The 13,386-nt window shown below is 69.9% G+C and carries 13 protein-coding genes; 5 read left to right on the top strand and 8 right to left on the bottom strand.

Annotated elements, in window-relative coordinates:
• Positions 1–53: 53 nt before the first annotated feature.
• Both mqnE and ACFWSK_RS15625 read right to left on the bottom strand, forming a co-directional pair.
• The gene (gene mqnE, locus ACFWSK_RS15630) at positions 54–1,217 is read right to left on the bottom strand and encodes an aminofutalosine synthase MqnE (protein WP_383785750.1); all 1,164 of its coding nucleotides are present in this window, start codon (positions 1,215–1,217) and stop codon (positions 54–56) included.
• Positions 1,218–1,265: 48 nt separating this feature from the next.
• A complete protein-coding gene (locus ACFWSK_RS15625) occupies positions 1,266–1,721 on the bottom strand; it encodes an Lrp/AsnC family transcriptional regulator (protein ID WP_030803885.1) in 456 nt (151 codons plus the stop codon).
• A gap of 121 nt (positions 1,722–1,842) precedes the next feature.
• Between ACFWSK_RS15625 and ACFWSK_RS15620 the strand changes: the two genes are divergently transcribed.
• Positions 1,843–1,989 carry a hypothetical protein gene (locus ACFWSK_RS15620; protein WP_383785514.1) on the top strand — a complete coding sequence of 49 codons (147 nt, stop codon included), beginning with the start codon at positions 1,843–1,845 and terminating at the stop codon, positions 1,987–1,989.
• A 22-nt stretch (positions 1,990–2,011) separates the two neighbouring features.
• Here the strand turns inward: ACFWSK_RS15620 and ACFWSK_RS15615 are convergent, their stop codons facing one another.
• Entirely contained in the window at positions 2,012–2,683 is a 672-nt protein-coding gene (locus tag ACFWSK_RS15615) for a UbiX family flavin prenyltransferase (RefSeq protein WP_383785747.1), read from the bottom strand.
• Between the two features lie 122 nt (positions 2,684–2,805).
• Here ACFWSK_RS15615 and ACFWSK_RS15610 point away from each other — a divergent pair, with 122 nt between their 5' ends.
• The gene (locus ACFWSK_RS15610; protein WP_383785512.1) at positions 2,806–3,411 is read left to right on the top strand and encodes a rhomboid family intramembrane serine protease; all 606 of its coding nucleotides are present in this window, start codon (positions 2,806–2,808) and stop codon (positions 3,409–3,411) included.
• Here the strand turns inward: ACFWSK_RS15610 and mqnP are convergent.
• Together mqnP and ACFWSK_RS15600 are read right to left on the bottom strand one after the other, a co-directional pair.
• Positions 3,401–4,303, bottom strand: a complete 903-nt coding sequence (gene mqnP, locus ACFWSK_RS15605; protein ID WP_383785509.1) for a menaquinone biosynthesis prenyltransferase MqnP — start codon at positions 4,301–4,303, stop codon at positions 3,401–3,403. The two genes, ACFWSK_RS15610 and mqnP, sit on opposite strands and share 11 nt — an antisense overlap.
• The gene (locus tag ACFWSK_RS15600) at positions 4,300–5,757 is read right to left on the bottom strand and encodes a menaquinone biosynthesis decarboxylase (RefSeq protein WP_383785505.1); all 1,458 of its coding nucleotides are present in this window, start codon (positions 5,755–5,757) and stop codon (positions 4,300–4,302) included. The genes mqnP and ACFWSK_RS15600 overlap by 4 nt, the downstream gene beginning before the upstream one ends.
• A 90-nt stretch (positions 5,758–5,847) precedes the next feature.
• Between ACFWSK_RS15600 and ACFWSK_RS15595 the strand changes: the two genes are divergently transcribed.
• The 3 genes from ACFWSK_RS15595 to ACFWSK_RS15585 all read left to right on the top strand — a co-directional run bounded on the left by ACFWSK_RS15595 (position 5,848) and on the right by ACFWSK_RS15585 (position 10,073).
• Positions 5,848–6,255, top strand: coding sequence for a PLD nuclease N-terminal domain-containing protein (locus tag ACFWSK_RS15595; protein WP_383785502.1), 408 nt, complete (start codon positions 5,848–5,850; stop codon positions 6,253–6,255).
• Positions 6,256–6,391: 136 nt separating this feature from the next.
• Complete coding sequence (locus ACFWSK_RS15590; protein ID WP_383785499.1) at positions 6,392–8,521, top strand: hypothetical protein; 2,130 nt, start codon at positions 6,392–6,394, stop codon at positions 8,519–8,521.
• Positions 8,514–10,073 carry an ABC transporter substrate-binding protein gene (locus ACFWSK_RS15585; RefSeq protein ID WP_383785496.1) on the top strand — a complete coding sequence of 520 codons (1,560 nt, stop codon included), beginning with the start codon at positions 8,514–8,516 and terminating at the stop codon, positions 10,071–10,073. Before ACFWSK_RS15590 ends, ACFWSK_RS15585 begins: the two co-directional genes overlap by 8 nt.
• On the opposite strand, the gene ACFWSK_RS15580 is transcribed toward ACFWSK_RS15585, so the two are convergent.
• Genes ACFWSK_RS15580 through ACFWSK_RS15570 form a run of 3 tightly spaced genes read right to left on the bottom strand, consistent with a single transcriptional unit; the run spans position 10,070 to position 13,386 of the window.
• The gene (locus ACFWSK_RS15580) at positions 10,070–10,540 is read right to left on the bottom strand and encodes an SRPBCC domain-containing protein (RefSeq protein WP_383785493.1); all 471 of its coding nucleotides are present in this window, start codon (positions 10,538–10,540) and stop codon (positions 10,070–10,072) included. The two genes, ACFWSK_RS15585 and ACFWSK_RS15580, sit on opposite strands and share 4 nt — an antisense overlap.
• A 45-nt stretch (positions 10,541–10,585) precedes the next feature.
• On the bottom strand, positions 10,586–11,671 hold the full coding sequence (gene ccsB / locus ACFWSK_RS15575; RefSeq protein ID WP_383785489.1) for a c-type cytochrome biogenesis protein CcsB: 1,086 nt from the start codon (positions 11,669–11,671) through the stop codon (positions 10,586–10,588).
• Entirely contained in the window at positions 11,668–13,386 is a 1,719-nt protein-coding gene (locus ACFWSK_RS15570; protein ID WP_383785486.1) for a cytochrome c biogenesis protein ResB, read from the bottom strand. The genes ccsB and ACFWSK_RS15570 overlap by 4 nt, the downstream gene beginning before the upstream one ends.

Here is a 13,386-nt window from a genome sequence, read left to right as displayed (position 1 = left end):
GAAAGCCCCGGTCGGCGGCCGGGGCTCTCCTACGGAACAGGTGCGCGCGGACGTCAGACGCGCATCGGCTGCGGCTCTTCGCGCCGGCCGGCGTCCGGACCCGGGTACTCACGCAGGATCTCGTACCGGGTGTTCCGCTCCACGGGCCGGAAGCCCGCGTCACGGATCAGGTCCAGCAGATCGTCACGGCCGAGCTTGTTCGGCGTGCCGTAGTTGTCCGCGTCGTGCGTGATCTTGTACTCGACGACCGAGCCGTCCATGTCGTCGGCGCCGTGCTGCAGGGCGAGCTGGGCGGTCTGCACGCCGTGCATCACCCAGAAGACCTTGACGTGCGGCACGTTGTCGAACAGGAGCCGCGAGACCGCGAAGGTCTTCAGCGCCTCCGCGCCCGTCGCCATCGTGGTACGCGCCTGGAGCTTGTTGCGGACCTTGCCGTCCTTCATGTCCACGAAGTCGTGCTGGTAGCGCAGTGGGATGAAGACCTGGAAACCGCCGGTCTCGTCCTGCATCTCCCGCAGCCGCAGCACGTGGTCGACGCGGTGACGGGGCTCCTCGATGTGCCCGTACAGCATCGTCGCCGGGGTCTTGAGCCCCTTCTCGTGCGCGAGGCGGTGGATGCGCGACCAGTCCTCCCAGTGGGTGTCGTGGTCGACGATGTGCTGGCGGACCTCCCAGTCGAAGATCTCCGCGCCGCCGCCGGTCAGCGACTCCAGACCGGCCTCGATCAGCTCGTCGAGGATCTCCGAGGCGGTGAGCCCCGAGATCGTCTCGAAGTGGTGGATCTCCGTCGCCGTGAACGCCTTGAGCCCCACGTTCGGCAGGGCTTCCTTCAGCGCGCTGAGCGAGCGCGGGTAGTAGCGCCACGGGAGGGTCGGGTGCAGCCCGTTGACGATGTGCAGCTCGGTGAGGTTCTCGTTCTCCATCGCCTTGGCGAGGCGGACGGCCTCCTCGATACGCATCGTGTACGCGTCCTTCTCGCCCGGCTTGCGCTGGAACGAGCAGTACGCGCAGGACGCGGTGCACACGTTGGTCATGTTGAGGTGACGGTTGACGTTGAAGTGCACGACGTCGCCGTTCTTGCGCGTGCGCACCTCGTGGGCCAGTCCGCCGAGCCACGCCAGGTCGTCGGACTCGTAGAGGGCGATCCCGTCCTCGCGGGTCAGCCGCTCGCCGGCCCGGACCTTATCCTCCAGCTCGCGCTTGAGTCCCGCGTCCACTAGGGCGCCTCCCATATCTCCGTGTAACAGGCTCCGACCACCGTACGCCTACGACTCCTCAGGCAGTTCCCCGACCCGGTTCTCCCACTTCGTGGACAGCACGATCGTGGTACGCGTCCGGGAGACCCCCTTCGTACCGCTCAACCTGCGGATCGTCTTCTCCAGGCCGTCCACGTCACCGACGCGGACCTTGAGCATGTACGAGTCGTCGCCCGCGATGAACCAGCAGTCCTCGATCTCCGCCAGATCCTTCAGCCGGTGCGCCACGTCCTCGTGGTCGGCGGCGTCGGAGAGCGAGATGCCGATCAGCGCCGTGACCCCGAGCCCCAGCGAGGCGGAGTCGACGGTGGCGCGGTAGCCCGTGATGACACCGGCGGTTTCCAGCCGATTGATGCGGTCGGTGACGCTGGGCCCGGAGAGCCCCACGAGCCGTCCCAGCTCGGCGTACGAGGCCCTGCCGTTCTCCCTGAGGGCCTGGATGAGCTGCCTGTCCACCGCGTCCATATGACTGAAACCTTCCATTGTTCAGCAGTACCGCGAGTTTACGTATAGAATCTAAGGCATGCAGGCTTCAAGCCCTGCAAATCTTTCAGAACATCCAAGAAATGCTTTCGAATCTTCAGGAGTGAACTTCACCGTGTACACGATCGAGATGGCCTACGCCCGGATGCGCGAGCTGCAGGACCTGGCCAACCGCTCGCGTGCCCACCAGCCCGCCGCCGCGTACCGGATCGACAAGGCCCGGACCCCGCGCGCACCCAAGAAGCGCTGACCCGCGTCCCTCGCGAGCAGCATCAGGACCGGGAGCCACCGAGCTCCCCCTCCCAGCGGCGGTAGAGCTGGTGCGGCACCCCTGCCGCGTCCAGCACCCGCCCCGCGACGAAGTCCACCAGATCCTGGATGTGCGTCGCACCCGCGTAGAACGCCGGAGAGGCGGGCAGCACCACTGCGCCCGCCTCGTCGAGCGCGACCATGTGCTTCAGCGTCTGACCACTCAGCGGAGTCTCGCGCACCGCGACGACCAGCTTCCGCCGCTCCTTGAGCGTCACGCTCGCGGCCCGCTGGAGCAGGTCCTTCGACAGACCCAGCGCCACTCCGGCCACACAGGCCGTCGACGCCGGAACGATCAGCATCCCCTTCGCCGGGTACGACCCCGAGGACGGCCCGGCCGCCAGATCACCGGCCGCCCAGTGCCGTACGCCGCCGAGGTCGCCCTCGCTCACCGCGAAGGTGTCCGGCTTCCCGTCCGCACCCCGCGCCAGCCAGCCGCGCAGGTCCTCGCGCCAGTGCGCGTCCCGGAAGGCGATCCCGGTCTCGTCCAGCAGGGTCAGCCGCGAGGCGCGGCTGACCACGAGGTCCACGCTCTCCCCGGCGGCCAGAAGCCCCCGCAGGACCGAGGCGGCGAACGGGGTTCCCGACGCGCCGGACACCCCGACAATCCAAGGCCGCCGCTGCTGTTGACTCATCGAAGTCCCGGAATTCACATCTGTGAGCCTATCCGGCACCCCGCATCAGGAACCGAGTCAGGGCCTCGGGGCGTTCCGACAGGTGAGGGGCAGGACTGTGCAGGCCCGGGACAGGGGGAGCCATGACCGGTATCCGTAACTCCGGCACCACCACGACCACCGGCGCGCGGGCCGTCACGGCCGGCGCGCTGATGCTGGGCTGGGTCGCCCTGCTGTGGGTGCTGGAAGGCATCGACACGGCGACGGGGCATGCACTCGACACGTACGGCATCAGCCCGCGCGAGCCCGCGGAGCTGCTCGACGTCGTGCCGTCCGCCTTCCTGCACAGCGGCTGGGACCACGTGGCGTCCAACAGCGTCCCGCTGCTGGTGCTCGGCTTCATCGCGGCGCTCGCCGGACTGCGCCGGTTCGCCGCCGTCGTCCTCACGGTCATCGTGACCGGCGGCCTGGGCGTCTGGCTGACCGCCCCGTCCCACACCGTCACCCTCGGCGCGTCCGGTGTGGTCTTCGGCCTCTTCGGCTACCTGCTGGTCCGCGGCTTCGTGGACCGGCGCCCGCTCGACATCGTGGTCGGCGTGATCATCGCCGCGGTCTACGGCTCGATCCTCTGGGGCGTCCTGCCCACCGACTCCGGAGTCAGCTGGCAGGGGCACCTCTTCGGCCTGACCGGCGGGGTGGCGGCGGCCTTCGCCTTCCGCCGCCCCCGCGCCACCGCCGTCACGGCGTGAGGCCACGCACCAGCAGGTCGAGCAGCGCGCAGGCGAACAGCGCGATGCCGATGAAGCCGTTCACCGAGAAGAACGCGCGGTTGAGCCGGGACAGGTCGTGCGGGCGCACCACCCGGTGCTCGTACACGAAGGCCACGGCGACGATCACCATGCCGGTCCAGTAGAGGAGCTCCGCCCCGGTCGCGAGTCCGAACCAGACCAGCATCCCGGTCGTCACCACGTGGCAGACCCGCGCGCCCCACAGCGCCGCCGGAATCCCGAAGCGCGCGGGGAACGAGCGCACCCCGTGCGCGCGGTCCGCCCGCACGTCCTGGCACGCGAAGATCAGGTCGAAGCCGCCGATCCAGATCCCGACGGCCAGCCCCAGGATCACCGCGTCCCACGACCAGCTGCCCGTCACCGCGAGCCAGGCGCCGATCGGCCCCATGGCCTGGGCGATCCCCAGGATGGCGTGCGGGAAGTTCGTGAACCGCTTGCCGTACGGGTAGACCACCATCGGCACCACGGCGAGCGGCGCCAGCACCAGGCAGAGCGGGTTCAGCAGGGCCGCCGCACCGAGGAACACGACGAGCGCGACGAGGGCCCCGGTCCACGCCGACTTCACCGACACCGCGCCGGTGACCAGTTCACGGCTCGCTGTCCGGGGGTTACGGGCGTCGATCTCCCGGTCGATGATCCGGTTGGCGGCCATCGCGAACGTCCGCAGCCCGACCATCGCGAGCGTGACGAGCAGCAGCGTGCCCCACTGGATGTTCTCGTCCAGCTGGAACATCGCGGTCAGCGCCGCGATGTACGCGAAGGGCAGCGCGAAGACCGAGTGCTCGATCATCACCAGCCGGAGGAACGCCTTGGTCCTGCCGGGCTGGGGCAGTGCGGCGGCCGAGGCGCTCACAGGCCGTACTCCTTCCAGCGCCGGTCGACCTTCGCGGCCGTCTCCGGGTCGGACTCGACCATGTCGGGCCAGCCGCCGTCGCGCGTGTAGCCCTCCTCGGGCCACTTCTCCGTCGCGTCGATACCCGCCTTGCCGCCCCAGAACTGCTGGTAGGAGGCGTGGTCGAGATGGTCGACCGGGCCCTCGGCGACGGTCAGGTCCCGTGCGTAGTCGGTGTTCCCCAGCGCCCGCCACGCCACTTCGTGGAGGTCGTGGACGTCGCAGTCGGAGTCCACCACCACGATCAGCTTGGTCAGCGACATCATGTGCGCGCCCCAGATGGCACTCATGACCTTCTGGGCGTGCTTCGGGTACTTCTTGTCGATCGAGACGATCGCGCAGTTGTGGAAGCCGCCCGCCTCGGGCAGGTGGTAGTCCACGATGTCCGGCACGATGATCTTCAGGAGCGGCAGGAAGAACCGCTCCGTCGCCCGGCCGAGCGGCCCGTCCTCGGTCGGCGGCCGGCCCACCACGATCGACTGGATCAGCGGACGCTTCCGCATGGTCACGCAGTCGATCGTCAGCGCGGGGAACGGTTCCTGCGGTGTGTAGAAGCCGGTGTGGTCGCCGAACGGACCCTCCGGCAGCATCTCCCCCGGCTCCAGCCACCCCTCGATGACGACCTCGGCGTTCGCCGGGACCTGGAGCGGCACGGTCTTGCAGTCGACCATCTCGATCCGCTTGCCCTGGATGAAGCCCGCGAAGAGGTACTCGTCGATGTCACCGGGCAGCGGCGCGGTCGAGGCGTACGTCACGGCGGGCGGCGCCCCGAAAGCGATCGCGACGGGCAGCCGCTCGCCGCGCTTCGCGGCGACCTGGTAGTGGTTGCGGCTGTCCTTGTGGATCTGCCAGTGCATGCCGATGGTGCGCTTGTCGTGGCGCTGAAGGCGGTAGAGCCCCAGATTCCGGATGCCGGTCTCGGGGTGCTTGGTATGCGTGAGCCCCAGGTTGAAGAAGGAGCCGCCGTCCTTGGGCCAGGTGAAGAGCGCCGGCAGCTTGTCCAGGTCCACGTCGTCGCCGGTGAGGACGACCTCATGGACGGGGGCCTGCTCGGACTTCACCTTCTTCGGCGGCACGTGCACCATCGAGCCGAGCTTCCCGAACGCCTCGCGGACCCCGACGAAGCCGTGCGGCAGCTCCGGCTTGAGCAGCCCGCCGATCTTCTCGCTGATCTCGGCGTACGACTTCAGTCCGAGCGCCTTGAGGAGCCGCCGGTCCGTCCCGAAGACGTTCATGGCCAGGGGCATGCTCGCCCCCTTGACGTTCTCGAAGAGCAGGGCGGGCCCGCCCGCCTTGTTCACCCGGTCGACGATCTCGCCGACCTCCAGGTGCGGGTCGACCTCGGCCTTGATGCGCTTGAGATCGCCCTCGCGCTCCAGAGCCCGGAGCAGGGAGCGAAGATCGTCGTAAGCCATGCGACCCAGTATCGGCCACCCGCTACCCTGGCCCCGTCACCGGGGCGGGACACCGCGCCCCCTCACCTCTTCTCGGGGGACCCTTCCACCATGCTCAGGGCCTTGATCTACCTTCTGCCGCTGGCACTGACGATCTACGCGTTCATCGACTGTCTGAACACCCCGGAGGACGAGGCCAAGCACCTTCCGAAGCTGGCCTGGGTCTTCATCATTCTGCTGTTCTGGATCGTGGGCCCGATCGTGTGGTTCGCCGCGGGCAAGACGCGCGTGGCTCCCGCCGGAGGCCGTACGCCTTCGGAGTGGCACCGCAACCACCGTCGGACGTGGGTGGCGCCCGACGACAATCCGGACTTCCTGAAGTCGCTCAAGGACGAGAACGAGAAGGACGAGTCCGTCCTCAAGGACTGGGAGGCGGACCTGCGCCGCCGCGAGGAAGAGCTGAAGCGCCGTGACGGCGAGGGCGGGCCGTCCGAGGGCCCGACGCCGCCGAAGGGCTGAGCCCTCGGACGGCCGGGCCCGGCCGGTCACGATTGGGCTCAATCGTTCGAAAATCTCCCCCCGCCTCCAACACCCCGCCGATATCCTGGTGTTGACGCTGTGACAGGTCGTACGGGGTGTCGGCACTGGGGGTGCGGTGGACAGAGAGCTGTACGGCCGCGAGGCGATTTTCGGCAACGACGGCCTGGCCGCACGTCTGACGGGTCTCACTCCGTACGGCTCGGCCAAGGCGCCGTACGAGCACCGCGACGATCCGCCGGTGGTCGTGCTGACCGGTGGACGCGGCATGGGCAAGACGGCGACGCTCAAGCAACTGCGCCATGTGTACCGGGAGATCACCCCGGTCGCCCTGATCGACTGCGAGGCGGTCGCGCCTCCGGAGGACCCGGGGCCGGGCTGGACCCCGGTCACCGGGGCGCTGCCCGCCCTGGCCGTCCAGCTGACGCCGAGGGTGCGGGCGGCGAAGCCGGTGCAGTTCCCCCGGCTCAGCCTGGGCCTCGTGGCGGTGGCGTCCATCGCCTGGAGCCGTGAGGACGAGACGCAGGCGCAGCGCGATCTCCAGTCGCTCGGGCCGGTGCTCGCGACCGTGGACTCCCGGCCCGGCGCGGCGCAGGGCTGGGTCACCAAGGTGCTGACGAAGCTGGCGGCGACGGCGTTCGACGCGGTCGCGCCGCTGGCCGGGCTGATCGCCGAGGCGACCGTCGAATCGGTGCTGGAAGAGACGTTCAGCCGGTTCCAGCGCCGTACCGTCGACTGGTACGGCGCCTATCCGCACGCCGGGGGTGACGGCCGGATCGGGCTGCGGCAGCTCGCGGTCGACTTCGAGCGCGGCGGGGACCTGCGCAGACGGGCCGAGGACCATCTCGTCGGGGCAATGGTCGAGGATCTGTACCGCGCCTACCGGGGTACGGCGCTGGGAATGCGCCGGGGCCGCCCGGTGATCCTCCTGGACAACGCGCACAACGCGCTCGGCCGCCACCTGGTCGAGCCGATGCTGCGGGCGCGGGCGGCGGGCCGCCGCGACCAGATCGTCCTCTTCGCCGCCTCCCGCTCCCGTGACCACGAGGGGCTGCGGCACGCCGTCCACCACCGGCTGCCGGAAGTAGCGCACGCCTCGCACTGGACCCGCGGTACGGAGGTGACCTCGGGGATCCTCGCGGTGGGCCTCACCCCGCTGAGCGCCGCGCACGCCCAGGCCGCCTTCGAGCGCCATGACCCCGCGGGCCGTACACCGGCCGGCCTGGCGCGCGGGGTGCACCGGCTGACCGGCGGCCGGCCGCTGGGGGTTGCACTGTTCGCGCAGGCGGCGGGCGAGGCGGACAGGCCGGGCTCACTGGTGCCGGGAGCACTGCTCGACTGCACGGTCCGGGTCCGCGAGGACCGGGAGCCGGTACGGCTGGCGGACGAACTGCTGGGCCGGCTGCTGCCGGGGCAGCGCCTCGACGTACTGGGCGTACTGGCCGCGGCGCACGGCGAGGAGTCGGCCAGGCTGCTGGCCAGGGTCCGGCTGCGGGGCGAATCCCTGGACGGCGATGTGGCGTTGCGGGTACGGGACGTCCTGCGCGCGGAGGACTGGCAGGTCGGCCCCGGCCACTTCGTCGCCGATCCGTTGCTGCGGTCGCTGCTGCTGCACCGGCTGCGTTTCCAGGACGACGACCCGCCGCGGTACGCGGTGTGGCGCGCCGTCCACGAGTCGCTGCGCGACGTCTACCAGACGGGGAACGCGGCGAGCGCCCCGCACCGGCTGCACGAGGAACTGCTGCTGGGCCGGGACGCGGCGTGCGTGACACATCTGCGGGTGCGGTTCCCGCGTCCTGACGTGCCGGGCTGGCTGGGCGAGCTGCGGCTGATCGCCTCGGCGCCGTATCCGCGTGAGCGCGGGGCGCGGGGGCCCGATCCGCGGCGGGCGGTCGCGCTCGGCCAGGACGTGGCGGCGGGGCCGCTGCCCGAGGAGCGGACGGGCCTCGCCGGGCTCGACGAGGAGGCCGCGGAGCTCCAGTTGCGGATGCGGCGGCTGCTGCACGCCGTGTGGCTGCTGTCCGATCCGCTGGCCCTGCCGGACGACGAGGTGACCGACAAGATGGCGCACGAACTCCGGCAGTTGTCCGGCAGACACCTGACGGGCAACGCGGTGCTGTGGGACGCGGCGACGCACTGGCCGCGGGACGTCAGGGCATGGCGACCGCTGTCGATGCCGCCGGGTACACCGTCGGCCGGGGCACCGGACCGACGGGACCGACAGGGGGACGGTGGCTCGGATGCGTAATCCGCTGCGTTATCGCGTCTGGTACACGACCCGGCAGAGGATCGTCACGACGGTCGTCGTGGCGGCGCTCGTGACGGGGGCCGGGTGGTACGGCATCGACCGCGTGACCACGCCGGAGGACCGGAGCTGTGTGCCGGGTGTGGAGCGCCCGGCGGGCAGCGACGAGTGCGTGGGGGTGTCCGGCTCGGGCTACGACTTCGGGATGAAGAACCTCACGGAGGTCGCCTCGGCGATCGGCCGGGAGAACGGGAAGCTCAAGGCGGGCGAGTACGCGACCGTCGCCCTGCTGCTGCCGCTGACGTCGACCGATCCGTCCCTGGGCACGAAGATGCGGCGCGAACTGCAAGGTGCGTTCGCCGAGCAGTACCGGGCCAACCACCTGTCGAACGCACAGGTGCCGAAGATCCGGCTGGTGCTCGCCAACACCGGGAAGAACAACGTCTTCTGGGAGCCGACGGTCAACCGGCTCAGGACCATGACGGACGCGCCCGACCACCTGCGGGCCGTGTCCGGGGTCGCCACCAGCAGCTCCGAGGTGAAGCTGGCGGTCCAGGCGCTGACGAGGGCGCGGATCGCGGTCGTCGGCACCACGATCACGGCCGACGACATCGCCAACGGGCCCGGCGGGGACCCGTTCCCGGGACTCGCACGGGTCTCGCCCACCAACCGGGACGAGGCACGGGCACTGGCGCAGTACGGCAAGGTGGAGGCCGACAAGGCGCTGCTGGTCGAGGACACACGTACCGGGGACCACTACACGGACACGCTGAAGGCCGCGTTCACGGCGCTGGTGAAGGGCACGAAGTACGAGGCGCAGTTGTTCACCTCGCCCCCGGACGCCACGGACGAGGGCACCACGTCCAACACGTTCAAGCAGATCACGCATCTGATCTGCGATACGGACGCGGAGACGGTGTTCTTCGCCGGGCGCCACACCCAGCTGCGGCAGTTCATCAACGAGCTGGGGCGGCGCGGCTGCCAGAACCGGGCGTTCACCGTGCTCACCGGCGACGAGGGCTCGTACCTCGGCGGGGACGAGAAGCTGGACCGGAGCGCACTCAGCCGGAAGGTGACCGTCCGCTACGCCTCGCTGGCCCACCCGGACGCCTGGGTCGCGAGGAAGGGCGCGCCGGTACCGGCGACGGGCGGCTCCGCGCAGGACTTCCGGGCCTTCCAGGAGCTGCTGGCCCAGGTGGCGAAGAAGCCGGTCGGCCCGATCGGTCCGACCGGCCGGGCCACCATGACGGACGGCCAGGTGATCATCGCGTACGACGCGATGGCGACGGCCGTGCACGGCATCCGGCAGGCGACCCCGGACGGCAGGCGGCTGCCCACGAAGAACGACGTGGGTAACCAGTGGCCGCAGGTGAAGTCCTCGCTGAAGGTGGCGGGGGCCAGCGGGTGGATCTGCCTGGACAACCACGGAAACCCGTACAACAAGGCGGTTCCGGTGGTCGAGCTGACGAACGAGGGTGTGCAGCGGTTCGTGGAGATCGCCTGGCCGGAGGGACGCCCTCCGGACCGCCGCTGCCTGCCGCCGCCGGGGCGCTAGGAGGGTTCCGCGGCCCGGTCTCCCGCGAGCGCGGCGACAAGGCGCTCGAAGTGCGCGTGCCAGGCCACGATGCGGTCCGCGCACCGGGCGTCGTCGCCGCGGAACTCGTGGGTGAAACGGAGGACGACATGATCGCCGCGCGGCGGCTCCAGATGGAAGCGGATGCGGCTGTGCGGCGCCCCGACGGTGTACTCGGCGACCCGTTCGACGTCCCAGGCGGTGACGGTGCCGGAGGCGTCGTCGGCCTCCCCCTCCGGCTCGGTGCTCAGCCGGCGCAGGGTGATCGCACCTCCGATGCGCGGCTCGAAGGGCTCGGCGACGGCGAGCCAGCTCCGCAGCCCCCCGGAACTGGCAACGGCTGCCCACACCCGCGGAACGGGATGGGGCAGCCGCAGCGTGAACCTCAGTACCCGCGTACCGTCGCGCGTCTCGCAGGTACCTCGCTCGATCGCATCGGCCTGGCTCATACCTCCAGGGTGACGCAATCACGCCCGCCCGGCACGGCCTGGCCCTTACACGCCCGCGTACGAGTGCTTGCCGGTGACGAAGATGTTCACGCCGTAGTAGTTGAACAGCCAGCAACCGAACGCGATGAGCGCCAGATACGCGGCCTTGCGTCCCTTCCACCCAGCCGTCGCCCGCGCGTGCAGGTAGCAGGCGTACGCGACCCACGTGATGAAGGACCAGACCTCCTTGGGGTCCCAGCCCCAGTAGCGGCCCCACGCGTCGCCCGCCCAGATCGCGCCCGCGATGATCGTGAACGTCCACAGCGGGAAGACGGCCGCGTTGACGCGGTACGAGAACTTGTCCAGGCTCGACGCCGAGGGCAGCCGCTCCAGCACCGACCGGGCGAAGGCACCGGGCGAGCCGCCGTTGGCGAGCTTGTTCTCGTAGCTGTCGCGGAACAGGTAGAGCAGTGTGCCGACCGCACCGAGGTAGAAGACGGCCCCGCAGATGATGGCGGTGGAGACGTGGATCCACAGCCAGATGGAGTCCAGCGCGGGGACCAGCTGGTCACTGTCGGTGTAGAGCGTGGTGGTCGCGATGCCCAGGTCCAGCAGGACCGTGGTGACGAGCATCAGGCCCATCCAGCGGACGTTCTTCCTCAGCGCGAGAAGGACGAGGTACGAGCCGACCGCCACCGTGGAGAAGGTGATCGAGAACTCGTACATGTTGCCCCAGGGGGCCCGCTGCACCGACATGGCGCGGGCGATGACGCCACCGGCCTGGACGAGGAACGCCACGACGGTCAGCGAGACCGCGATCCGCCCCCACAGGTCACCCCTGAACGTGCCGCCGGCCGCGCCCGGGCCGTCCGGGACGTCCCGGGTCCCGGCGGCGGAACGCGTGACGATCTTCGGGCGCTCGATGACGGCGGTGGCGCCGCCCTTCCGCGCGACCTGCACCTTCACCGTGGACGACGGCGCCGCCGGGGCTCCGGCCAGCGCGGCGGCGGTACGGCCCACCTTGCTGCGGCTGCCGAACACCCACTCCGCGATGTGCGCGAAGAAGGCCAGGGTGTAGACGGCCATCGACGAATAGATCAGCACATTGCTGGTGTGTGCCAGATTCTCGTTGGTTGCGGCGGCGAGATTCACTTCTCAGCCCCTTCGGCAGGTTCTTCGGAAGGTACGTCGGGACCGGAACCGGCGTCGGTCTCCGGGTCGTTCGTGGCATCGGGCGCGGTGGGCGCCAGACCGTTGAGCTCGACCGCGAGATCGGCCAGCTCCTCGGGGAGTTTCGCGGACTCGGACCGGCCCAGACCGGCCATCTCGACGACGGTGACGCCGTCCGCTCCCCGTACCGCCCGGACCCACACGCGGCGGCGCTGGATGAACAGCGATCCGGCGAGCCCGGCGATGGCGGCGATCGATCCGGCGAGCGCCCAGCCGGTGCCCGGCTGCTCCGAGACCTGGAAGCTGGCCCATTCCTCGACGCTCTCGAAGGTGATCGAGCCGGCGCCGTCGGGAAGCTCCATGGTCTCGCCGGGAAGCAGCCGCTTCTTGAGCTTCTGCCCGCCGGCGTCCTTGAACTCCTTCATCTTCGTGGAGTCCAGCTGGTACACGTTCTGCGGCAGGCCCGAGTCCACGCCGAGGCTGCCGTGGAAGCCGTTGAGGGCCAGCACCGGGAACTCCGCGCCGGGGAACTGCGAGAACATCGTGCCCTTGCCCGCGCCGGCGAACGTCGGGACGAAGAACGCCTCGAAGCCCAGCTGGGTCTTCTCGCCGTTCTTGTCGCGGTAGCCATCCATGACCTTGATCGCACCGGTCGAGGTGATGTTGTTGTCGATGGGCAGCAGCGGCACGGCGGTCCGGTAGATCTCCTTGCCGTCACCGTCCTTGACGGAGACGACGGGGGCGTACCCGTGCGAGATCAGATAGACCTTGGTGCCGTCGACGACCAGCGGCTCGTTGACCCGGATGACCGACTTCTTCTGCTTCCCGTCCACACCCTCGGCGTACGTCACACGGGCCTCGAAGGTGCGTGGGGTGCCGCGCTGGGGGCCCTTCTTCTCGTACGTACCGACGAAGTCGTCGAGGGTGAAGCTGAACGGGGCGAGCGAGTCCGTGTCGTACAGCGAACCGGACTTGAAGTCGTCGTACTGGGTGAGCGTGTTGGAGAAGCCGTCGCCCTCGACGATCAGCTTGCCGCCCTCGGACTTGAAGAGCTGTCCGGCGGCGAAGGCCACGAGCATCACGATCAGCGCGATGTGGAACATCAGGTTCCCGGCCTCGCGCAGATAGCCCTTCTCGGCGGCGACCGCGTCACCCACCGCGTGCGAGCGGAAGCGCCGCTTGCGGAGCATGGCGGCCGCGGCCTCGCGGACCTGCTCGGGCTCGGCGTCCGTACGCCACGTCGTGTACGCGGGGAGCCGGGTGAGCCGCTTCGGGGCGCCCGGCGGGCGGCTGCGCAGCTGGCCGACGAACTGGAAGGTGCGCGGGACGATGCAGCCGATGAGGGAGACGAACAGCAGGATGTAGATCGCGGAGAACCACACCGAGCTGTAGACGTCGAACAGCTGGAGCTTCTCGTAGATCGGTGTGACCGTGGTGTGGGTCTTCTGGAAGTCCTGCACCTTCAGCTCGTCCACGCTGTTCTGCGGGATCAGCGAGCCGGGGATCGCGCCGAGCGACAGCAGGAAGAGCAGGATCAGCGCGACCCTCATCGAGGTGAGCTGCCGCCAGAACCAGCGGGCCCAGCCGATGACACCCATCGCGGGAAGCGTGCCGGCGGACTCCTCGCGCGGGGCGGTGGAGAGCTCCTCACCGGCCGCGCCGAGCTCGCGCTCTTCCGTGGTGTTCGTGTTGCTCAT

Origin of the sequence: Streptomyces sp. NPDC058620, from assembly GCF_042717135.1 — a bacterium.
Lineage (GTDB): Bacteria > Actinomycetota > Actinomycetes > Streptomycetales > Streptomycetaceae > Streptomyces.
Note: the sequence above shows the minus strand (reverse complement) of the source record. Positions and strands in the feature narration are given on the sequence as shown.

Bases quoted from the DNA above. Each gene is read 5' to 3' on its own strand.
- ACFWSK_RS15625 (WP_030803885.1), bottom strand. From the start codon at position 1,721: ATGGACGCGGTGGACAGGCAGCTCATCCAGGCCCTCAGGGAGAACGGC.
- ACFWSK_RS15615 (WP_383785747.1), bottom strand. From the start codon at position 2,683: ATGAGTCAACAGCAGCGGCGGCCTTGGATTGTCGGGGTGTCCGGCGCG.
- ACFWSK_RS15610 (WP_383785512.1), top strand. From the start codon at position 2,806: ATGACCGGTATCCGTAACTCCGGCACCACCACGACCACCGGCGCGCGG.
- ACFWSK_RS15600 (WP_383785505.1), bottom strand. From the start codon at position 5,757: ATGGCTTACGACGATCTTCGCTCCCTGCTCCGGGCTCTGGAGCGCGAG.
- ACFWSK_RS15595 (WP_383785502.1), top strand. From the start codon at position 5,848: ATGCTCAGGGCCTTGATCTACCTTCTGCCGCTGGCACTGACGATCTAC.
- ACFWSK_RS15585 (WP_383785496.1), top strand. From the start codon at position 8,514: ATGCGTAATCCGCTGCGTTATCGCGTCTGGTACACGACCCGGCAGAGG.
- ACFWSK_RS15580 (WP_383785493.1), bottom strand. From the start codon at position 10,540: ATGAGCCAGGCCGATGCGATCGAGCGAGGTACCTGCGAGACGCGCGAC.
- ACFWSK_RS15570 (WP_383785486.1), bottom strand. From the start codon at position 13,386: ATGAGCAACACGAACACCACGGAAGAGCGCGAGCTCGGCGCGGCCGGT.